Origin of the sequence: Janthinobacterium lividum (genome assembly GCF_034424625.1) — a bacterium.
GTDB lineage: Bacteria > Pseudomonadota > Gammaproteobacteria > Burkholderiales > Burkholderiaceae_D > Janthinobacterium > Janthinobacterium lividum.
This window is the reverse complement of sequence record NZ_CP139977.1, coordinates 269,188-291,046: the sequence shown is the minus strand read 5'-3', so window position 1 is coordinate 291,046 and position 21,859 is coordinate 269,188. Positions and strand designations below refer to the sequence as shown.

Genomic DNA, 21,859 nt, shown 5'->3' with positions numbered 1-21,859 from the left:
GGGCAAGATCAAAAGAGCGCCCCAAAATTCATGTCAAATTTTGGGGCGCATAAGCGAACTAAGGATGCCTTGCTCGAACAATTTTATTGAATTGGCGAGTACTACTTGATAGCGGCATCGGACGAACTAGTATCCTTGGTTACCCTTGCGAAATCACCCGCCATAACGATGGAGATGGCTTCCGGTTTCAGGTAATCGCGCAAGCCTTGATTGACTTGTGCCACGGTCAAGGCGGACACTTTCGCCTCCAAGTCCTTCTCATAGGACATAGTCCGGTCCTGCGCCAGATAGCCGGCCAACCCCTGCGCCAACGTATCGTCCTGCGTTCGGCCCACTTCTCCCGATTGTAGCCAGCCTTTCTTAGCCTCGGCCAGTTCCGCTTCCGTGAAGCCGTCGGCCAGTACCTTGGCGATTTCCTCACGCAGGGCCGCTTCCACCTTCACGGTGTTTTCCGGCGCACTGATGGCATAGGCTATCCAGTAGCCCGCCAGCTCGCGCGCTGGCGTGATCAATTGCGAGCCGACGCTATACGAAAGGCCTTCTTTCTGGCGGATGCGGTCGGCCAGACGGCTGCGCAAGGCACCGCCACCGAGCATGTGATTGGCGATCACCAGTGCCGGATAGACCGCAGCATCATCCGTGAGCAACAACGGCTGGATAGCAAACAACACGCTGTTGGCCTTATCTGGGGTTTCCAGCTTAACACTTTTATTTTTAATAATATTAATAGCGTCGGGAATGCGCACGTAGGGTTGCTCTGCCTTCCAGTGACCATACAGGGTGCGCACTTGCGCTTTCAGCGCGGCCGGGTCGAAGTCGCCGACGGCAGCGAAGGTAGCGTTCGACGCACCATAATAGGCGCTATGGAAGGCCTTCACATCGGCAAACTTGATGGCTTTCCACTGCGCCAGTTCGGCCGGCAAGGTGGCCACGTGGCGCACGTGACCTTCCGGCCTGGGATCGAGCAGGCGTTGGTAGGCATTCACGGCTAGCGGTTGAGGTTCAGGCAAGTCCTGCTCTGCATTGCTGACGCGTTCACGCTGCAGTTCCAGAAATTCCGTTTCACTCAGGGCCGGTTTTTGCAGCACTTGCGCCAACAGGTCCATGGCGGCTGGCAAGTTTTCGCGCTTGCCCACCAACATCGCCGTCACGCCCTCGGCATCACCCGAGATGGTCACTTGCATACCCGGCTGGTGGAACTTGTCCTGCACTTCCTGGCGCGACAGTTTATCCGTGCCGCTCGACAACAGATTGGCCGTGTAGCTGCCCACCTGCGCCTTGCCGCGCAAGCTCTCTTCGCTGCCGATCTGCAGTTTCAATACGACGCTGACGGTATTGCCCTTGGTTTTCTTCGGCAGCAAGGCACCCTTCAAGCCATTCGGCAAGGTGAAGCGCGTGGTGCGTGCTTCGATATTGTCGGGGCTGGGGTCGAACGCTTCGCCCTGCGCCACCACGGCGCGGCCCGTGTAGCCGGCCAGCTGCGGCGCCACGTCGGCGTAAGCCGGCACGACGGTGCGGTCCGGCGCATCGGTAGGAATGAAGCGGCCCAGGGTGCGGTTTGATCTCTTCAGGTATTTCTCGGCCGCCGCCTGCACTTGCGCCGTCGTCAACTTGTCGAGCCGGTCGCGCTGCAGAAAGAACAGGCGCCAGTCGCCTGCCGCCAGCGACTCCGTCAGGGCGATCGTCAGGAGCGCCGTGTTCGAGGTGGCCATTTCGATCTGTTTGTTCAATTGCTGTTTCACGCGCGCCACTTCCGCGTCCGTGATGGGCTGCGATTTCAGGTCTTCCAGCACTTTCAGCATGACCGCTTGCGCCGCGTCAAGATTACCATCGACGGGCACCAGCGCGCCGAACAGGTTGTAGCTCGGCTCCCGGTTGTTCTCGGAGTTGTATTCGATCCTGCTGGCCAGCTTGGTTTCCACCAACGCCTTGTGCAAACGGCCAGCGGGCGCGTCCGTCAGCACTTGGCCCAGCACCGCGAGGGCGACGGCGTCCGGGTTGCCGGACGGCGCCACGTGGTAGCCGGCGCCGACGAACTGCGTACCGCCGCTGCGGCGCACCGTCACGGAGCGCTCGCCATCCTGTACGGGTTCGGCCGTGTAGGTCGGTTCGATCACGCGCGTGGGTTTCGGAATCTTGGCGAACAGCTCATGAATCTGCTGCAAGACCTTCGCCTCATCGAAGCGGCCCGCCACCATCAGCACGGCGTTATCCGGTTGATAATGTTTGTGATAAAACGCCCGCAAACGGCGGATGTTGACATGCTCGATGTCCGAACGGGTGCCCATGGGAAACTTGCCATAGTTGTGCCAGTCGTAGGCGATTGCCTGGATACGTTGGCTGATCACACCGATCGGGTCGCTCTCGCCGATCTCGAATTCATTGCGCACGACGGTCATTTCGCCCTTTTGCGTCTTCGGGTTCCACAGGTCGTTCTGGTCGATGGCTGCGTTGACCATGCGGTCCGCTTCCATGGCCAGCATCTGGCGCAGGTTGTCGCCGTTGGCGGGGAAAGTGGCGTAGTAATTGGTGCGGTCATAACTGGTGGTGCCGTTAAACTGCGCGCCGGTCGAGTTCAGGATTTCGACGGGGGTTTTCGTCCCCTTCTTAATGCCGAAGTTGGCGCTGGGCTTGAACAGCAAGTGCTCGAGCAAGTGGGCCATGCCCGTTTCGCCATAGTTTTCATGGCGCGAACCGACCAGGTAGACGATGTTGGTGGTCAAGGTGGGCTTGCTGGCATCGGGAAACAGCAGCACGCGCAAGCCATTGGCCAGACGGTATTCAGTGATGCCTTCGATGGCGGTCACTTTGATGATGCCATTCTCTGCAGCGCCTTTTACGCTGCCGTTTGGAAGTACTTGCGTAACTGCAAATACCGGAGGTGGGGCAGCGACGCAAACAGCCAGGGCGAGGGTAATGATTTTCTTCAAAATTTTTCCTTTAATAGTCTTCAGTGTATTTCGAAAGATAACTATCCTGCTTCATCCAAAATGCCCGATTTATATAGAATAGTTGAACGAGTATAGGAATGGAGTCTTAGGAAGCCAATCAGATTAGGCCCAAAAGAGACTCTTTCATTCCCTAGCGATGGTGTGACGTATTCAGACTAACCGAAATGAGATAATTCCCAAGGTTATTTTTCCGTCAATTATCCCTGTGGAATTACGCTTGACCATAAGACACCAACGTTTCACAACGATACCGCCCGTGTCACTCCGTTAGCAGGCTGAGACTCGAATGGGGAGGAGCAACATTGTCCTGCAACTTGGCATCGCCAAGCCGACCTTGTATTGCTCGGAGAAATCGCCCAGCGACATCCAACCTGGCCGCATGCGAAAGCTTAAGGGCGCCTAACAAGAGCGCTGAATGTATCTCCAGTCGATGAGTATGCGGGCAAACGAGAGCAGTGTCTGGTGGATAGGGGAGTACGCCTTACTCGGCATGTCAGTTGGTTCCCAACTCAGCCCGACGGTTCGGCTCCAGACAAGCAAATAATTGAAAGCGTGATTTTTCCAGCATAGGAGACGACGGGGTCGGCACCACCTTTACCGACTGCAACGATGTGTACACCGAGAGCTGCGCGCTGTATCAGATACGCGCACACCGAAGCGGCACGCGGCCTACGCACACAAAAAATTGAGGGTAACAAAATTATAAAATTAAGAAAAAATAAGCATTAAGTGAAAAATATTGCAATATTCAAAATGTCACATGTAGATATCTCAACAATTAACACGACAGCGACACATTGTAAAAGCATAGGAATATTTTAAAATATATAGATTTCGACCGCCAATACAAAACAGTCTAGTAATATAATATTTTTGTTTATTTTTTAAAATATAATCATTAATATATATCAAACAAATTCCATATAACTACATTTCCATGTAAAAAACATCCACTATCAAAATTTTCAATTTCCACAGGCCAATTGATACTTTTGCAGAAAAATTCAATGTGAAGACTACATTGGCTAGTCAAGATTTCGCCTCTTCATATCAAACTGCTCTAACAGATATGATTAATTTAGCAATGTTGCCAATCAGTTTGCGCACGCCACTCTTCCAGTGCCAACCTCCACTCCCCAAAATGAGGTATTCCTCAGTTCGACGCGCGGTTATTCCACTAGCGTGGACCAGATCCCGACCGTTGGCGCAGACATCGGCAAGTCTTACCTCGACATCGTGCTGGCGCGCCTCCTACACCAGAGAAGAACGGCTATAAGACCCCATGGGGTGACTGTTAAGCAGGACGGCCAGAAATTCAGCAGGAGGATGGCATTTGAGCCAGGAGGGCAAAGCTGTGGGCATACGATTCCGGAAAACCATATGCGGCAAACCCGCGTATCTGGCCAACGACGGAGGTGGCAAACTCGATGCATTAACGGTGTTTGCCGTGCCGCTCATGAACCGGTCGCGGGTGTCTAGCAAACTGATGCCGATTTAGATTGAGCAGCGCGTCCCGTCAATGCACGCCAAATTGCGGTGCAGACACCATGCCAATGGGTGATTCAACATGCATTTATTACCTGATAATTGTTATTATCAGGCAAGCGTTTATGGTAAAATTTGTATAAAATCGACATCAAACTGCGGATTTGATTGATCAATTCAAGTACATTGGTTTGCCTCACTCCGTGCCAATCTATCACCCCAGCCACGATGCCCAGCAATCAGTTGCAGCACCGCATGAGCCATCCCAAACAGGCAGAGGTGCCTGATAACGCCTCAGCTTACCTCGATCGAACGGAACTACCTTAATGGCACAGAACATGCACGTCCTCACGCAAGCTGTCGGCTATACCCGGACTGACTACACCGCATTACGCGCACGTATGCTGAACATGCCGCTGGCCCGGATTGCTGAACTTTACTACAGCGGCGACAGCCCGCAGGTACGACATGGCCTCGAGCGATTCCTCGACGCCATGCGCGACGACCTGGCCGACCGCGCCTTGGTTACAGATCCTGAACTGGCCCAGCTACTGACAGGAGCCTTGAAATGCGATGCGCCACCCGTATCATTGAACCGCCTGATGTCAGCGGCAGCGTTGGCTCCAGCGGTGCCGCAGGCTGGACAACCGGTTTCTCAATGGCTGCGGCCAAAAACTGCCGCGGCATTACACGATGAAGGCATTGTCCTGGTTGCCGACCTCATTAGCCTGATCCGGCTCAGGGGCTCCGGCTGGTGGAGATCAATTCCTCGTATCGGCATCAAACGTGCTGGCGCCATCCTGGCGTGGCTGCAGAACAATAAGGAGACGCTAGGTGAACTCCCTGGTCCCGCGCCTATCGGCCAATCCCCGGCCCCCTCCTTTCTGCTCGACCCCTTGCAGGCATCCCGCTTAGCGCCGTTGGGGCACTTCACCCTTCCGAACGCATTCGACGGCTCTGCCGGCATCAATCGCAACCACAAGTTCTGCTTCATCCAAGCAGATGATGACTTGTGTGCCATCGAGTCCTATCTCGCACGGTTCGAAGGTAAGCCGCACACCTTGCGTGCCTATCGCAAGGAACTAGAACGCTTCTTGCTGTGGGCAATCATGATCAGACGCAAGCCGATGTCGTCTTTGCTGGTCGATGACTGCAACGCCTACAAGGATTTCTTGATTGCTCCCTCCCCGGCCTTTATCGGCAGGAAAGCGGCACGCTTTACGGAGCAATGGCGCCCGTTTACCCCAGAGCCGATGACCGCCAAGACACAAAAGCAGGCAGTAATTATTCTGCGCGCCGCGTTCGACTATCTCGTCCGCGTACGCTATTTGGGAGGCAATCCCTGGGTGGCCGTCGTCGATCCAGCGGTCACGGAAGAAGTCCACGCCATCCAGGTCGAAAAAGCCCTCGATGACGACCTTTGGGACTTGCTCATCGATCAATTATCGCAACGCGCCAGCATCGCCGGTAACGCACAAGACCGGGCAGCGCTTGCCGCCATTCTGCTGTGCGGCGACTCAGGGCTACGACGCGAAGAAGCAGCTGGGTGCCGGCGAGCAGATCTTAAACCGAGCCAGTGGGCACAAAACGTCTCCACGTTACGCGTACTTGGCAAGCGCCACAAAAAAAGAGACGTGCCCGTAAGTGAGCGTACGCTCCACGCTCTGCGCGCCCACTGGCAGGACCGCGAGCTTGACTTTGACCATCCGTTCAATGACCCGGCATGCAAAGACAGGGCGCTGCTGGCGCCCTTGGTGATTCCTCGCCATGCAGCAGCGATCGCACGACACGAGGAACAGGTTGGCAATGGCTATACCAGCGATGGGCTGTACCGGTTAATCAAGTCTTGCATTGATCGTATTCAACACATACTTCTTGGCATGGGCATCAAGCCCGAAGACATTGCCCAATTGGCGACGACCACGCCACACGCATTCCGCCATACGTTTGGCACATTGGCAGTAGCAAGTGGCATGCCCCAGGATGTGGTGCAAGGAGTACTGGGACACGTGAGCGCGACGACAACATCCATTTACGTCCGAGCCAAGGAAAAACGGACGACAGAAGAAGCGGCAAAGTACTTCCAGATGCAGAGCGAGAAGACCAACCTGCGGAAGAGCTAAAGGATGGCCAAGTTGATTCTCAACGTTCAGAGCGCCCAATAAAACCGCTGAATATATCTCCCGCAGATGAGTATGCAGGCAAGCGAGAGAAACGCCTGGTGGATATCGGCACGGCGTGGTTCTAATGGAATGGACGCTCCTTTCGGTCAAGGGGAGATCACCCCTATTTTGGCACCTCGATGCCGTTTGAAAGAGGGCGTCCATTCCATTAGAACCACGCCACGTGTCGATCTTGGTGCACCAAGGCCACATATCTCAACAACATCCTGAGGCCGGAGCACTGCACTATCAACCGGGCCGCCACGACGATGTGCAACTTCAAAACATTCCTCGGTTTCAGTAGCGTACGCACCAGCACCGAATTCTTGCACATAATTCGCAAGGACTTGTTTGTAATGATGGCACCAATGGACTATCGCTTGACGACCAATTTCATATGCCGGCTAGACAGAACTATCTAGAGTGATACACCGCGCTTCTTTCCCGGAAAATTCCGCCTTTAGATCAACAACGCAACCGAACCACAACCATACCCCTCAAGGATAATTTCTGTTTTTGATCAACAGCGCGACAAAACAATTCTTTTTTGTTGTATTATCATAAAGAGTGATGCAAAAAACAACTTGACATGCCAACTACAATCCTCACCAAATGAACGACAAGTAGGAGGCTTCGCTGACACGGGATTTGCTTTGTACCTTTAATCGAATTACGCGAGTTGAGGAATCGGCTTATTTTGCAAGCCATCCAGCGAGCACGAACATTCCGGTCTAAGTACGCGCGGGCATATGACGCACGCGCCGCACGCCACATTGCACCCGACGGTATTTTTGGGCAAGGTCGGGGGCAAGCAACGGCGCTTGATTGATTTCGGACTGCCATCACAGGGCATGAGCTTGTCGCGATGGCAATCCGCGAATTTTTCGTGGAAATGTTCGAGCTCCAACAAAGCATGGAGGATATGCGATCAAACTATTCGCGTAGCTGGGCGCGCGATGGCACATTTGAAAATGGACTTGCCCAGAATTTCGGGCTCGCCGGTTTGCTGCATGCCGACGGCGCCCCTTGTGAAGAAGCGGAGATGCCATTCTGCCTGTGAGTTTTCGGAATCCGCTACACCGGCTCGTTCTCAATGCGCTTGCATGGCTTCTAAATCACGTCGCATGTCTTGACGGGCAATTTCGAAGCTAATTTGATGAGTGATGGCTGCCCGTCGTCAACGTGAGCACTCGCAGCAAAGCGAACGTCTTTGCATCTTTGGCCCGCGTAATTGCTGGCCATAAACGGCAAAGTAGCGCCGTGAAACTAGTTTCAGAACATTCCAAGCCGACACATAATTGATAAAAGAAATGTCCCCTCCAGATATGCTGCGAAGGGCCGACTTACTGACCTTGTGCTGGCTGAATAGATTTTGCATTTCGGCGAATCATTTTCTAATTAATGCGAGGGAAGATAATGCATTTATTGCATGATAAAATTTATTCATCACTCAGCAGCGCAACCAATATCGATGAATTTTTTGGTGTTTTGTGCTGTTACACATTGGCGATGGGATTTGAGTATTGTTGTTATGGATTGAGAATGCCACTTCCCGTTTCAAATCGTCCGGTGCATATATCCAACTCCTATCCTGTTGGCTGGATGGAACATTATAAAAATAATGGCTATATCAACATAGATCCACTAGTAAAGCGTGGAGCGCGCACTCTCGTCCCCTTGATATGGAGCCCCGACTTATTTTGTGATGCAAAAGATATGTGGGATTGCGCTCAATCATTTGGTCTGCGACATGGCGTTTCTCATTCAACATGGTCGGAGCATGGTAGCTATGGCTTATTATCAATGGCCAGAAGCAAAGACCCGATTTCTGCCATGGAACTGGCTGCGTGTTCGGAACGATTCTCCTGGCTATCATCAGTAACCCACGTTTTGATTGGTCGTTTTCTTGATGATAATGCTGAGAAAAATGAAGATATTCGCTTAACCGCACGTGAAATCGAAATACTATGCTGGACCTGCGATGGAAAAACCTCTTATGAAATAAGCCGCATCGTTAATATATCAGCACCCACCGTGAATTTCCACATTAACAATGTTTTAAATAAACTAAATGTAAGCAATAAAGTGCAGGCAGCCGTAAAAGCACTCAGACTGGGACTTATTAACTGATCTCCACCACTGACTACCCTCTTTCATTCGACTCTATCATATTAGCGAACAGGTAAACTGCGATGCCCGAACACAGCACAAATCGACATGCCCAACTTCGAAGAAGGCATTTCACGATCAATATAATTCTGCTCTGCACATCTTGGCATGCAGCACATCCGCAGAGCTACCCGCATCTCGATAAGATGATGTAGGAATAAAGCGTGTCGATCGACCATTCATCGCTCAACTGGTGGGTTAGTCGTCTTCTGCAACTCATCGAAAAATGGCCTGCCAACACGAACGTCAAGTTGGTGGCAACTCGTATACATACGCGAAATGAGGTCGCTCGTGAGAGCTGCTTCCGTTTCGATAGAAGATACTCCACCAAGTGAGCCCTCCCCCAAGATCAAGTGTATCTGGAGATCTCTCTATCGCGCCGCTGCTAAGCGAGAAAAGAGCCTATCGACTGACAGCAAAGCGCACATTCGACAAGGTCATGGTAAGAAATAAGGATCGGAACAAGGTCGCAATGCACAAGAGCAATAACACTAGGGCGGCCGAAAATGCGCTCAACGCCGATCGGGATGTAGCGCATGCAGCGCGTCAAGTCAAAATAATTCTCAGCCACATTTTCGAACGGGCCATTGTGCTATCAACCGGATGACTGGTCTGATATTCAACGTCGAAATCTTGCTCTGCGCAGGTGCTCGCAAACATCGAACTGATATGCAAGATCCACATGAGCGAGTTCGCGCTCGACAGCGTCGTTGGAATATCCGTCGCCAACCATTTTTTGTGCATCCAGGGAAAAGCTGTTCCGCTTGAGGGCGCAGTTATCTTCGATGGGATTTTCGACTTTTTAGTCCACAACGAGACAGAGCCATTCACCCCACCTTACTCATTCTTCCCTTCATGAAAAAACACATCTATAACGGAAAGTCTATCCCGCCGGATTTGCGTAAATCTATGTTGCGCTATCGGCACGAAACATTTATCCAGAAATTAGGGTGGGAGATTCCAGGGGCATCGCAAGAATTAGAGTCGGATGAATTTGATCGTGACGATACTGTTTATATTCTGCTTACCAATGCTCATCGCCAAGTCCGAGGATGCGCGCGCTTACTGCCTACAACTGCTCCTTACCTTTTACAGCGTCATTTTTCCAGCCTCTGCAACAACACTCTCCCAGTCAACCGGACTACCTGGGAATTGTCGCGCTTTGCGGCAAGCTGCAACGAGCAAACAGTCGGTGCAGCCTTACTGACGGCTACGCTTGTTTGCGCCCGCGAGCTGGGCGCAGAACAATTGATTGGAGTGACCTTTGCCAGTATAGAGCGATTGTTTCGCCAGTATGGTGCCAGCGTAACCAGAGAGGGCTCTTCTCGGCGAATAGAGGGGCGCCTCGTGGTAGCTTGCCGCATGGATGTCGAACAATCACTCGCTACGCTTGATGGGATAGCCTAAATTGGGTGCCGCTCCACCACAAGCCCGAAACACTGTAGAGCTTTGTCGCAGCGTTCAGTTTCAGAAAAAAAACAATCACCTCAGTTCATATTGCTATTTTAAACATCAGGTAAAAAAACATATAAAAACTTCCTAAGCCAGATGGACATGCACCAAGCGAACCCGATGCGATGTACACCAACCATGGCATGCCATCGCAATGCGCCAGGACCAATCACTCAACGGCAGCGTCGCTTCATATGACGCGAATCTGCCCCTCAAACCGAGGAGACAATTACCGCAACACTCACCAACTGATTCCATTCAGCATGCCTTACCTATCATTTTTAATAGGGCTTAAAATCCTATTTTTATGTTAATCTTCCGCAACTTCGACATCGCAATGTCCCTCGGAAAGAGCCATACGCAAAAAAACATCCTGACCATGGCAAACAATTCATACTTGGAAATTAAGACCATCCGCTGATAAATTTCCACTATTCCATAAATCAGCCCAATTTCCGATAGTGAAGTTTTTTATTTTCGCCAATCAATTTATGCAGATATATCAGCAACATATCGAATAAGTATTTATCAATATCAACCAACTTTTTAATCTCGGCGCAAATATCTGTGTCACAACAAAAAAACTCGTGGCATACATGTTTCGCCAGCACTTGGCAGTGGATGGAGAAACTCGAAAACCACTCTTGCTGGAAATAGAGATGGCCCATACGTGACGGAATACAAGTCCACCGGGATCGTGTCGTGATCAAAACTTTATAAGGATATTCAAGATGCCAGTGGAAGGAGTTTTAGATCATACGATGAGAAAACCCAAGGGCCGCCTGCGGGAGGCGCTAGCGATCTCACTACCGATCATGGCATCGCAATTCATGATAATGGTCGGTGGATTCTTGCAATCCCTGATGCTCTCACGCGTCGACCAGGCCTCGTTCGCCGCGGGTCTTCTGATCAGCTCCATGCAACTGTCACTGGTGATCGTGGTTTTTGGCATGCTGTATTCGATTAGCAGCCTCGTTGGACGGATCATGGGTGAAGGTAGCCAGCCGGAACGGGTGGGGCAACTGTTTGTCGCTGGCTGTGCCGTCGCCTTGCTGGTCTGCTTGCCAACGATCGCGCTACTGTACTTTATCGGCCCGATTCTCCTTGCGTTGGGTCAGTCGCCCGCACTCGTGGAACTGTGTACGCGGTTTTTCCGTATATATATATGGGCGGTACCCGCGCTCGGTCTAGTCGCGGTGTGCGTACAACTATTTCTCGGCACACTGAAACAGGGCTTGGTCTTCCTATATAGCATCGCTAACCTCCTAGCATCCATCGGTCTAGGTTACTTGCTAATCTTTGGAAAACTGGGTCTGCCGGCGATGGGGTTAGATGGCCTGGCCTGGGCAACCTTGATTACCTCATGGCTAGCTGCCTTGATCATGATTGGATTCGTCTTACGGCATGCCGGCTACAAAAGATACGCACTACTAGCCTTCCAATGGAAGAGCCTTAAACAGAATATGGGAAGCATCACGCGTATCGGCGCGCCGATCTCAGTACAGATGGGCAACGAACTGTTTTCGTTCGCGCTGACCACGATCATGGTGGGTTGGCTTGGCGTCGAGGAACTTAACATGCAGCAAGTGATCAGCCGCTACTTATTAATGCTGGTCATTCCTGCTGTCGGCCTATCACAGGCGGCTACGGTAGTCATCAGCCGGCAGTTTGGCGCTGGCGACTTCGGGGAAATTAAGCGTACCGGGCGCGTTTATGCCGCAATGGGAGTGGCATATGCGTTTGTGGTACTCCTGATGTTCACGGCGGCCCCAAATATTTTCATTCGGCTTTTCATTGAAGACTTGCCAGAAAACGCCGAGATGTATCGCAAGCTCGCCATTATCCTGGTGCTGGTGGCAGTGGGCCAGCTATTCGATGTCGTGAGGAACATCGTGACGGGAGCGCTGCGCGGCTTGCAGGACACTAAATTTCCGATGCAGGTCAGCATTGTTACGATCTGGCTGGTCGGTGCGCCCCTTGCCTACGTCATGGGCTTCATTCTGCATTGGGGCCTGATTGGTATCGCACTCGCCAACATTGTAGGAATGACTCTCGGCTGCATCATTTTGTGTTGGCGTTGGAGCCACAGGTTGAAAGACACGGCGCGTCAAGCTAGCAGTATCGGGTGACTATCTCCTACATGTGACAGAGCATTAGATAACAGGGTTATACAAAATAGAATGAGAATTATTAATAGCATCGACAAATATCGCCTCCAGGCAAACCGTTTGCACAAATCGACCACGCGATCCTTAACTGAACACTCGACAATCGAGTCGGTCAAGGAAGTTGTTCGGCGTTTCAGAGAGACGGGAGAACTGCAAATTGAAAACGAAGTGGCCGTTCTCAGCCGCCTTGGCGCTTTCCCTCTCAACAAGTATCTGGATCTCATCGCCCGCGAGGAAGGCCATGGCGACTGGATGACGTTGAGCAAACTGCTACATGAACAGGACAAGGGCCTGACCGACAGCGAGGACACTGAACTTTACATACTCAATGCCAGTGAGTTCAATCTGAACGTGTGGTGCCGGAACTATGAGGAGGCCAAGGAATACCTCGATTCCCATCGTGGCTTCTACCTTCTGCAATATAAAGGGCAATGCTTCCTGGCTCAGGCACCTTATATTATCGATCTGGGCCTGACACCTGGGGATCCCGACTGGGAAAAAATTGGTAAAGACTGGGTCAAGCCACTGGATCCGGAGGCAAAGGCACGCTTGCGACAGAAGCTGCTGCAAGCGCGCGAAGAGGCAAGAAACTAACCCCGCTCTCCAGCCACTGCGATTACAACTGATACAGGTACCTAGACCATGAACTGTTCGTCTTCCCCGGATTTGGCTCTTGCGCATCTCACCGTCTTGGAAGTTCCCCCTTTGCAGCTGGTAAGCCTCGCCGCGAAAATCGGCTACAAGGCGATCGGCTTGCGTCTGTATCCAGCCTTTCCCGGCTCAGTGTTTTACGAACTGCCGGCCGGCACCACCGCGTCGCGAGAAATGCAGCAAAGGCTGCAGGACGAAGGTATCGAGGTCAACGACATCGAGTTCATTGGCATTGGTGAGCACTTCAATGCGCGCCAACTCACCGGTTTGCTTGACGCGGCCAGTGCTTTGGGGGCACGTCATCTGAGCGTCTGCGGCGACGACACTGATCACTCCCGGCTCACGGCAAATTTCGCTAGCCTTTGCGATCTTGCAGCACCCTATGGAATGCGCGTTGAGCTCGAGTACATGGCTTGGCGACAAGTCAAGGATTTCGACGACGCTCTGGGCATCGTTTTGGCGGCGGACAAACAAAATGGCGGTGTACTGATCGATGCCCTCCATCTATGGCGAACCGGTGGTTCACCCCGCGATATACGTCGTGCGCCAGCCGGCACCATTTCTTTCATACAGCTTTGCGATGCCCAGGCCGAACCGCCAACAACACCGGAAACCCTACTCCAGGAAGCACGTTCCGGACGACTAGCACCTGGCTGCGGCGCACTACCTTTATGGGAGCTCCTGACCGAAGTTCCCGATGGGACGGTCGTTTCACTCGAGGTACCAAGCGCCCGCTCGGTTGACCCAGAACAACACGCCCGCAACGTCTTCCGATCGACGCAGGACATGCTTGCCGCCCATAAACTCACTTAACGGTAAGCAAATGATTTCCGACCTCAGTCAACAGACATTCTTGAGCCAAACGGTAGACAATGGACGCATCTGCCGGCTTGGCCTCGTCGGCGCAGGTATCGCACAGTCCAAGTCACCGGCACTGCATGAGGCCGAAGCAAAAGCGCAGGGCATCCATTGCCGCTACGAACTGATAGACCTCGATCAGCTCGGCATCGGTGTCAACCACTTGTCCGATCTGCTGAACGAAGTAGAAAGCTTGGGGTTTTCGGGTCTGAACATCACGGTTCCTTGCAAGCAGGCCGTGATCCCCTTGCTGCATGAACTGAGCCCCGAGGCGCAGGCCATCGGTGCGGTCAACACCGTGCGCTTCCATGCAGGCCGCCGCATTGGCTACAACACGGACGCCAAGGGTTTCGGCGAAAGCTTTCGGCGTGGCCTGCAGGGTGTGCCTCTGGACAGGGTACTCCAATACGGAGCGGGCGGAGCGGGCGCCGCCACTGCGTTTACCCTGCTCGAGCTCGGCGTACGCCACCTCACCATTACCGACATCATTCATGAACGCGCCCAGTTCCTTGCCGATAGCCTTGCACTGCGCTTTACGCACCGGGATATTCGCGCCAGCGAAACGCCCGAAGCAGCGATCATCACCTCCAATGGCGTCGTTAATGCAAGCCCTACCGGTACGAGCAAATATCCCGGTTCGGCCATGCCGCTCAGCCAGCTCCGCCCAGATATGTGGATCGCCGAAGTCGTTTACGCCCCTCTCGAAACGGAACTATTACGTTCCGCACGGGCAATGGGTTGCCGGACGCTGGATGGCGCCAGTATGCTCGTGTTCCAGGCGGCTAGGGCTTTTGAGCTGTTCACCGGCCATACGGCCGACATCGAGCGCATGCTGCGGCATTTCAGCCGACTTTCTGTCAACTGAAATGCCGGCCCGGCACCTGAAGCCGCGCTACCTCATGGTAATGACAACTTTCCCCATGGCGTGGCGATCAGCGAGCCGTGCCATGGCCTCGCCTCCACGCTCCAGCGGGAACCGCTCGGAAATGAATGGCTTGATCTTTCCGTTGCGGTAGAGCGCCAAAAGTACATGGACGTTTTGACGATGGGCCTCCGGCTCCTGGCTTGCGAAAGATCCCAATAAGACACCGATCAACTGGCACGCCTTGAGCAGGACCAGATTGAGCGGGAGTTTCGGAATGCCTGCCACAAACCCGATCACTAGGTAACGGCCGCCGTGTGCAATCACACGCAGTGCGGCCTCGGCATAATCCCCGCCAACTGGGTCGCAGATCACGTTGGCTCCCTTGCTCCCGCATACGGTTCTTAGTTGATCCTTGAAGGCTCGTGCCGCATCGCGGTCAAGCGGGCCGCGCGGGCAAACCAGCCCGACGTCGGCACCATGGCGCTGCGCCAGATCCACCTTCTCCTGCGAGGAAGCCACGGCGACTACCCGCGCCCCAATGGCCTTGCCCAACTCCACTGCCGCGAGGCCAACCCCTCCAGCCGCGCCCAAGACCAACAAAGTTTCGCCGGGCTGCAGACGCGCCAAATTCTTTAAGCCATACAAGCTGGTCCCATAGGTCAGCAACAAGGTCGATGCCTCTTCGAAGGGAAATCCAGGCGGCAGGGCGAAGCAGTCGCAAGCCGCGAGATTGACCTTCTGCGCCATGCCGCCCCGGTTTCCGGTGGTTCCGAAGACATGGTCGCCGATTTTGATGCCGACGACGTCGGCACCAACGGCATCGACGATGCCGGCGACTTCCGATCCAGGCGAAAATGGCCTCTGGGGCTTGTCCTGATAGCGGTCGTCGATGATGAGCACGTCCGGGTAATTGAGCGCACAGGAAACCACCTGTACCCGCACCTCACCCGGCCCCGGGACAGGTTCCGGCACTTCGTGCAACATGAGGGTTTCTGGGCCGCCCGGGGCCGTATTCATTATGGCTTTCATAAGATATCATTCCACATGAGAGTATTTTCTCGCTTAAAGGTTAGTGAAGCAGAAACTCCGCGACGACCGCGAAGAAGGTGTCGAGCAACGCCGTTTGCTCTTCGGATTCCAGTAACGCATCATTGAGTTCCAGCGAACCTTGAAGAACATCACCGAAGTCCAGCAGACGCAAGTAGATCGACGGTAGCAGGATGGGCCAAGGCTCTCCTGGTATCCGCGTCACTTGCGGTGGCCATGTACCATCACCTTCGACCTCTTGTGCACGATGGGAACTGGTTTCGCTTGCCGGGAGACGGATCGAGAACATATTGATCGTGGCAGCGATATGTCGTGGATCTTCGATTCCCATGCCGCCAGCGTGTACCGGATGGCGCAGCAATGTCGGCACCCTGAGCATGAGCGCGCTGTGGTACTCGATTTCATTCGCCTTCAGCATCGCGACGAAATCGCCACCAGGCGGAGCGGTAATCTCTACCGCGTCGCTGCACACCATATATCCGACGATCTTGGCCAGCTCCGGCGAGGTCCGCAAGTCGCCAACGCAGCGGATCGCAAACCTTTCCGTGCCGGACCATCGCACCAGAGCCATGCCGAAAGCAGTCAGAAATACGTTGAAGAGCGAGGTGCGCTGACTCAGGGCGTACGCGTTCACCTTATGCAGTACCGCAGCATTGAAGGAAAATTTATAGTCAACCTTCAGGCCCGGACGCCACTCGAGCGTTGTACGGCTACGCGGTGCCACCAGGGGAGATTGTCTACGCAGCCAGGCTGCCCAGTAATCGATCAAAGGCTGACGCTCGGCACTATTCACCCAGGCGCATTCCCATGCGGCATAGTCGGTGAACTGCACGTGCGGCGCCAATGCGGACGAACTAGTAGGCGATAGCAATGCCTCCAGCTCGGCGAGGATCAACAACAAGGAAGCGGCATCGACAATAATATGGTGGAAAGTAAAAACGAGCATATAGTCGGTCGGTGAGATGCCAACTACTTTGGCGCGAATGAGCCAATCGCCGTCCAGCGGCAACTGCCTGTCGGAAAATTCCGCCATGCGCGCTCTTAATGTGCTTTCCACTTCGGTGTGCGGACAAGCCGCGTCCAGCGCCTCGAACTCCAGCGCAAAGTCCTCGGGAGCATTCAATATGATGCGCAAGTCACCATCTTGCTGGCGAAACGAGGAACGCAACGTTTCATGCCGCGTGATTATCTGCTGTATGCCTTCAGTGATACGTTCCAGACTGGTGTCATGAAAAACTTTCACCAGTGGCAACCTTTCCTGATTGAGTTGTCTGGGCGGTCTGCCATACCAGTTCCACCAAAGCGCCTGCAGCAAGGAGGGCATCATGGAGGGAGACCGTTGCAGCTTGATCGGCCCACGCAGGCGTGCTGACATGGCAGCCAGGTAAGCGATGATCTCTTCTCGCCGCAGGGACAGGTTGTCCCGGTCTACCGAAGTCAGCAGGCCTTTGGGGGCGCGATAGGCCAGTTCGCCGTCAGACAGCGACAACGTTATGCCTTTTGCTTGAAGATCCGCAAGCAATCTAGGAATGGTCATCATGAGCTCGGCGATCCTAGGCTTTCACCGAGGTGTCGGCCTCGTACGGTTCCGAGTACAACACGCCGTCGCGCTGCATCGCGCTGATCTCAGTATCTGAATAACCCAGATCGAAGGCGATCTCGGAGTTATGCTGCCCCAACAGGGGTGCCACGTCCATCGCGTGCGGCTCTACGTCCGAGAAATTGAAGGGGACATTGAGCATGGTGATAGGACCAAGCTGAGAATGGTGTTGCTCAAGAAGCATACCCCGCGATTTGATGTGCGGATCAGCCAGTGCCTGGGCGATGCTCTGAACCCGGGCGCAGGGCACGCCCGCCTGGTCGAGTGCGGCCAAGCAGTCTTCAAGGTTGCGTACTTCGGTCCAGGACTTGACGAGAGCGATCGCCTCGCTACCGTGGGCATTGCGGCTGGCCGCGTGACTAAAGCGCCGATCCTCGGCTAGTGCTTCGCCGCCGATCAGACGAGCCAATCGCTTCCAGCTGTCGTCGACTTGCGCCGCGATCACCAGACAGCCGTCTTTTGCCGGAAATACCCCGTATACCGTCGATTGTGGAAGATAATGCCCACTGCGCTTGACGACTTCCTTGCCACCGCTAAGGGTGTGAAACTGCGCGGCAAAGTCGTGCATGGATAGCATGCAGTCATACAGCGCGATGTCAATGTGTTGACCCCGCCCTGTGCCATGCCGACCGAGCAACGCCGCGCAGACTGCGGCTACGCCATGCGCGCCCGCGTACATATCAGCAACCGGCATCCTGAAAAGCGGCGGCATTTCCCCTGGATGTCCGATCAAATCCATCGCCCCACTCTTGGCTTCCGCGATGAGACCAAATCCAGCCCGATCCGAGTCCACGCCGGTCTGACCGAACGCCGAGACGGAGCAATAGACCAATCCTGGATTCTCCGCCGAAAGCTCCTCGTAACCGAGACCCAATTTTTTCAAGGTTCCTGGCCGGTAGTTCTCGACCAGCACGTCCGATTCGCGCACGAGCTTTTTCATCAGTTCAAGGCCACGCGGATCCTTGACGTCAACGCATAGGCCCTTCTTTCCCATATTCTGTTGCAAGAAGTAGCCGCTCTGTCCTTCGATAAAGTAAGGGTGGGATCGCCCTGCATCCCCTACTTTAGGCCTCTCAACCTTGATCACCTCGGCACCCAGCGCCGCCAGGCAGCGAGAAACATATGGCCCCGCCAGAAAATGACTATAGTCGACCACACGAATACCTTTAAGTAACTGCGCCTGCTTTGACATTATCCATTCCTTTATTTGTAAAAAAATACGCTAACGAACTCTAAATAATGATTTACCGGATGATTCCTTCTTCGTAATCATGGTCGACTTCAGCGCCTGCAATGGCGAGCGGCATGGCTGAAAGCGCTGCCATGTGGGCGATTTTTTCGCTCATTGTTGCGATGGTGGGAGTTTCGTACAAATAACTCAGTGGCAAATCGACTTGCATTGAATCACGCACCCGTGAAATGATGTGCATGCCGAGCTGCGAATCTCCGCCGAGCTCAAAGAAATTCTGATCTCTGCCGATCCGTTCCAATCCGAACAATTCTTTCCAAATCGTAATCAACGCGATTTCCACCGCATTTAAAGATGCTGAACGAATGCCGTGAGATGCGCCCCCCGATTCGAAAAGACCAAAAGATGGCATACCTTCATGCAACAACTGACGCTCCAGTGTCGAAATAGAAAAAGGATATGCAGACAACGCCACTTTGCGCGGAGATTTACCGTCTTGCAGTAGCTTCCAGTCTACTTTTGCACCTTGAATCCAGCATAAGGCGAGGTTGCCGAGATCACCCTCCAACAACAAGGCCTGCACCATCACCTCTCCGGCGCTGCCCGATAGCAAACTCATGACTTGGGTACTGCTATCAAGGTCGCCGCGATACACCATAATTGGCAGGCCAGCCTGCGTATGACCCAAGAGTTTCTGGACGACGGTGACTGCCCCGTCTTTGCTCAGAAGATACTCTTCGAGACCGCACACAACCTCCTCGAATCCCCCTGCAACCATTGCCAGGCGACAGTTCATCTGTTCCCGACAGGACTGCAGTGTGTAAGCAACATCGGCCAGCGAAACTCCGCTCTTGTTCTGCACTACCGATCCAAGGAAGCCAGACTTGATATGATTCAGCAGCCGCCACGCCAAGACACGCAAGGCATCAGGCGTGTGGGCAGAGAGCACAATCATCTCAGTCGAGCGTGTTGGAGTCAGATCGATTGGCGCTCCGCGCGACTCTCCCGTCATTTGCGTTGGTGAATTAAGCTCTAGAGCGTGCGGAAATCTGGGGCATTGAACATATCGTCCTAGCGACGGTTTGATCACCGCCAAGATCGTATTGCCATCCGCGATAGCCTGTGGCAACGATTGCAACAGCACGGCTCCGACACCTTCACCCGGCAACAAAACTGCACGGTCTTCGCCCCTTTCGCCTCGCCTCGAGGATGGCGCATCATCCTGACGCATGGGAAGATGAATGCCACCCGCGATAGCCAGCTTGCATTTGCCACTCGTTAAGCTTCGGCAAGCCATCTCGACCATGTCCTGTGTACCGGAGGCAACCGTATCGACCATCACAAGCGGCCCCTGTAGGTCGAAGTAACGGGACACGCCATGGGCAATCTCCTCCCGTTGCGACCAATCAGCTGCACAATGGCGATCCGTATTTGTGGAAATGCGTTGCGCTGCGCCCACGAATACGCCGACGCTGGCGGCATAATCCTGTTTTAAGCTTTCACGCGTGAGACCCGCCCGCTCCAGGAGGTGCCATACCGTTTCGAGAAACAGTCTGGTATCTGGACGTACGCTCACTCCAGAGGAAACACCGAGAAATAATGGATCGAACGGTTCGAGCCCATCGATGCAACTATCCGATTTAAAGTCGGCGAGGATCTTCTCAAAGAAATTAACGCCGCCAGTTAGATTTCTCCATAAACCATCCATTGTTTCAACGTCAAAATAACATCCCGCGATACCAATAACCGCGATGTTATCATTTGAAATTTCGACACAATATTCTTCTAAATCTGACATAAATTAACTCTATAAAATTATCCATTGAAGTCGCCCAGAAAAATAAATTTTCGCAGCCACTCATTAATTTTTATCGTCACTTACGAACACGATCACAGTCACATATATAATTTAGTATATTAATATTTCATCCAATATGCTTTTCAATATAACACCTGCATATACCACGGCATAAATGCAGGTATAACCAAGCAATATGCATATACACAGCACCAATTGTTCCCGTTACCGGTGCAGGCTTCGTGGCAATTGCATTCGCACATATCATTTCCTTCCACACTATTCAATTAAACGATTTGCACCGCCGCTGCGTAGCCGCTGACCGCATGCCGGCTATGCCTATCACCACGCGCGAAGATATTGCCCAGGAGCATCAAATTTGACACCAAGTTCAGCTGCGGCGCGGCGCGGGAAATACGGATCGCGCAACGCTTCACGCGCAACCAGCACGATGTCCGCATCGCCGCGCCCGATGATGTCGTCGGCCTGTCGCCCTGTGACGATCAAGCCGACCGCGCCAGTGGCAATACCAACTTCGCGCCGGATGCGTGCGGCAAACGGCACTTGATACTCGGAAGCAACGGGAATTTTTGCATTGGCGATATTTCCTCCTGACGATGTGTCGATCATGTCCACGCCATCCTCTTTCAACCAACACACCAGTTGAACGCATTCATCGATATCCCATCCTCCGGTCGTCCAATCAGTCGCGGACAGGCGAACCATGAGTGGCCGGGGAAGTGGCCATTGCTTGCGTATCGCGATAACCACGGCACGCAGTAGGCGGGCACGGTTCTCCAACGAACCGCCATAGGCATCGTCACGTCGGTTGGACAGGGGTGATAAGAATTCGTGGAACAGATAGCCGTGCGCAGCATGGATTTCAATCACGCTGAATCCCGCCTCAAGGGCACGCCGGGCCGCCCTAGAAAAATCGTTGATGACTTTCGCGATACCTTGTTCATCAAGCGCATCAGGCACGGTGTAGCCTGTATCGAACGGCAATGCGCTTGGCGCTAAAGGTACCCATCCCCCGGCATTCACAGGAACAGGACGACCGCCCTGCCAAGGCAGATCGGTGCTAGCCTTTCGCCCCGCATGTGCCAATTGCACGCCAGGCACCGCACCATTTGCACGCAAAAACGTGGCGATGCGAGCCCATGACGCCTGCTGCTGCTCGTTCCACAAACCTGTGTCACCGAGCGTGATCCGCCCTTCAGGCGATACTGCCGTTGCCTCAGTGAGGACCAGACCAGCCCCACCAATGGCACGGCTACCAAGATGCACGAGATGCCAGTCATCCGGCACACCATCCACTGCGGAATACACGCAGATCGGCGAGATCGCAATGCGATTTCGGAAAGTGACATTCCCAACCTGAAATTGCGAGAAAAGCGACATCAATAATTTCTCCAAAAAAAAGCACACTAACCAATCAAAAAAGACCATGCCAAGCGTTACTCG

The 21,859-nt window shown here is 53.6% G+C and carries 14 protein-coding genes; 8 read left to right on the top strand and 6 right to left on the bottom strand.

Features of this window, described 5'->3' with window-relative positions:
- Positions 1-101: 101 nt before the first annotated feature.
- On the bottom strand, positions 102-2,807 hold the full coding sequence (locus U0004_RS29490; RefSeq protein ID WP_231958596.1) for a M16 family metallopeptidase: 2,706 nt from the start codon (positions 2,805-2,807) through the stop codon (positions 102-104).
- A 1,955-nt stretch (positions 2,808-4,762) separates the two neighbouring features.
- On the opposite strand from U0004_RS29490, the gene U0004_RS29485 reads away from it, so the two are divergent.
- The 8 genes from U0004_RS29485 (at position 4,763) to U0004_RS29450 (ending at position 14,761) form a co-directional block, all read left to right on the top strand.
- On the top strand, positions 4,763-6,559 hold the full coding sequence (locus U0004_RS29485; RefSeq protein ID WP_070259646.1) for a phage integrase family protein: 1,797 nt from the start codon (positions 4,763-4,765) through the stop codon (positions 6,557-6,559).
- Positions 6,560-7,463: 904 nt separating this feature from the next.
- Positions 7,464-7,658, top strand: a complete 195-nt coding sequence (locus tag U0004_RS29480; RefSeq protein WP_070259644.1) for a hypothetical protein — start codon at positions 7,464-7,466, stop codon at positions 7,656-7,658.
- A 356-nt stretch (positions 7,659-8,014) separates the two neighbouring features.
- On the top strand, positions 8,015-8,728 hold the full coding sequence (locus tag U0004_RS29475) for an autoinducer binding domain-containing protein (protein WP_071653743.1): 714 nt from the start codon (positions 8,015-8,017) through the stop codon (positions 8,726-8,728).
- A gap of 894 nt (positions 8,729-9,622) precedes the next feature.
- Complete coding sequence (locus U0004_RS29470; protein WP_071653741.1) at positions 9,623-10,174, top strand: acyl-homoserine-lactone synthase; 552 nt, start codon at positions 9,623-9,625, stop codon at positions 10,172-10,174.
- 776 nt (positions 10,175-10,950) lie between these two features.
- Positions 10,951-12,348, top strand: coding sequence for an MATE family efflux transporter (locus tag U0004_RS29465; protein WP_231958594.1), 1,398 nt, complete (start codon positions 10,951-10,953; stop codon positions 12,346-12,348).
- Between the two features lie 51 nt (positions 12,349-12,399).
- Positions 12,400-12,981: a hypothetical protein gene (locus U0004_RS29460; protein ID WP_139144270.1), complete on the top strand. Its 582-nt coding sequence runs from the start codon at positions 12,400-12,402 to the stop codon at positions 12,979-12,981.
- A 48-nt stretch (positions 12,982-13,029) separates the two neighbouring features.
- Positions 13,030-13,851: a sugar phosphate isomerase/epimerase family protein gene (locus U0004_RS29455; protein WP_070259635.1), complete on the top strand. Its 822-nt coding sequence runs from the start codon at positions 13,030-13,032 to the stop codon at positions 13,849-13,851.
- A gap of 10 nt (positions 13,852-13,861) precedes the next feature.
- Positions 13,862-14,761 carry a shikimate dehydrogenase gene (locus tag U0004_RS29450; RefSeq protein ID WP_081345867.1) on the top strand — a complete coding sequence of 300 codons (900 nt, stop codon included), beginning with the start codon at positions 13,862-13,864 and terminating at the stop codon, positions 14,759-14,761.
- Positions 14,762-14,788: 27 nt separating this feature from the next.
- Here the strand turns inward: U0004_RS29450 and U0004_RS29445 are convergent, their stop codons facing one another.
- From U0004_RS29445 to U0004_RS29425, 5 genes are all read right to left on the bottom strand, one after another.
- Positions 14,789-15,790: an NADPH:quinone oxidoreductase family protein gene (locus U0004_RS29445; RefSeq protein ID WP_070259633.1), complete on the bottom strand. Its 1,002-nt coding sequence runs from the start codon at positions 15,788-15,790 to the stop codon at positions 14,789-14,791.
- Positions 15,791-15,830: 40 nt separating this feature from the next.
- Positions 15,831-17,348, bottom strand: coding sequence for a condensation domain-containing protein (locus U0004_RS29440; protein ID WP_070259631.1), 1,518 nt, complete (start codon positions 17,346-17,348; stop codon positions 15,831-15,833).
- A 13-nt stretch (positions 17,349-17,361) separates the two neighbouring features.
- Entirely contained in the window at positions 17,362-18,600 is a 1,239-nt protein-coding gene (locus U0004_RS29435; protein ID WP_070259629.1) for a CaiB/BaiF CoA transferase family protein, read from the bottom strand.
- Between the two features lie 52 nt (positions 18,601-18,652).
- On the bottom strand, positions 18,653-20,395 hold the full coding sequence (locus U0004_RS29430; RefSeq protein ID WP_070259627.1) for a beta-ketoacyl synthase N-terminal-like domain-containing protein: 1,743 nt from the start codon (positions 20,393-20,395) through the stop codon (positions 18,653-18,655).
- A 342-nt stretch (positions 20,396-20,737) separates the two neighbouring features.
- Positions 20,738-21,796 carry an NADH:flavin oxidoreductase/NADH oxidase gene (locus U0004_RS29425; RefSeq protein ID WP_070259666.1) on the bottom strand — a complete coding sequence of 353 codons (1,059 nt, stop codon included), beginning with the start codon at positions 21,794-21,796 and terminating at the stop codon, positions 20,738-20,740.
- Between the last annotated feature and the right edge of the window lie 63 nt (positions 21,797-21,859).

What these genes read in the sequence shown, in the direction of transcription:
- U0004_RS29485 (WP_070259646.1), top strand. Translation starts at nt 4,763, where the DNA reads ATGGCACAGAACATGCACGTCCTCACGCAAGCTGTCGGCTATACCCGG.
- U0004_RS29480 (WP_070259644.1), top strand. Translation starts at nt 7,464, where the DNA reads ATGGCAATCCGCGAATTTTTCGTGGAAATGTTCGAGCTCCAACAAAGC.
- U0004_RS29475 (WP_071653743.1), top strand. Translation starts at nt 8,015, where the DNA reads ATGCATTTATTGCATGATAAAATTTATTCATCACTCAGCAGCGCAACC.
- U0004_RS29470 (WP_071653741.1), top strand. Translation starts at nt 9,623, where the DNA reads ATGAAAAAACACATCTATAACGGAAAGTCTATCCCGCCGGATTTGCGT.
- U0004_RS29465 (WP_231958594.1), top strand. Translation starts at nt 10,951, where the DNA reads ATGCCAGTGGAAGGAGTTTTAGATCATACGATGAGAAAACCCAAGGGC.
- U0004_RS29460 (WP_139144270.1), top strand. Translation starts at nt 12,400, where the DNA reads ATGAGAATTATTAATAGCATCGACAAATATCGCCTCCAGGCAAACCGT.
- U0004_RS29455 (WP_070259635.1), top strand. Translation starts at nt 13,030, where the DNA reads ATGAACTGTTCGTCTTCCCCGGATTTGGCTCTTGCGCATCTCACCGTC.
- U0004_RS29450 (WP_081345867.1), top strand. Translation starts at nt 13,862, where the DNA reads ATGATTTCCGACCTCAGTCAACAGACATTCTTGAGCCAAACGGTAGAC.
- U0004_RS29445 (WP_070259633.1), bottom strand. Translation starts at nt 15,790, where the DNA reads ATGAAAGCCATAATGAATACGGCCCCGGGCGGCCCAGAAACCCTCATG.
- U0004_RS29440 (WP_070259631.1), bottom strand. Translation starts at nt 17,348, where the DNA reads ATGATGACCATTCCTAGATTGCTTGCGGATCTTCAAGCAAAAGGCATA.
- U0004_RS29435 (WP_070259629.1), bottom strand. Translation starts at nt 18,600, where the DNA reads ATGTCAAAGCAGGCGCAGTTACTTAAAGGTATTCGTGTGGTCGACTAT.
- U0004_RS29430 (WP_070259627.1), bottom strand. Translation starts at nt 20,395, where the DNA reads ATGTCAGATTTAGAAGAATATTGTGTCGAAATTTCAAATGATAACATC.
- U0004_RS29425 (WP_070259666.1), bottom strand. Translation starts at nt 21,796, where the DNA reads ATGTCGCTTTTCTCGCAATTTCAGGTTGGGAATGTCACTTTCCGAAAT.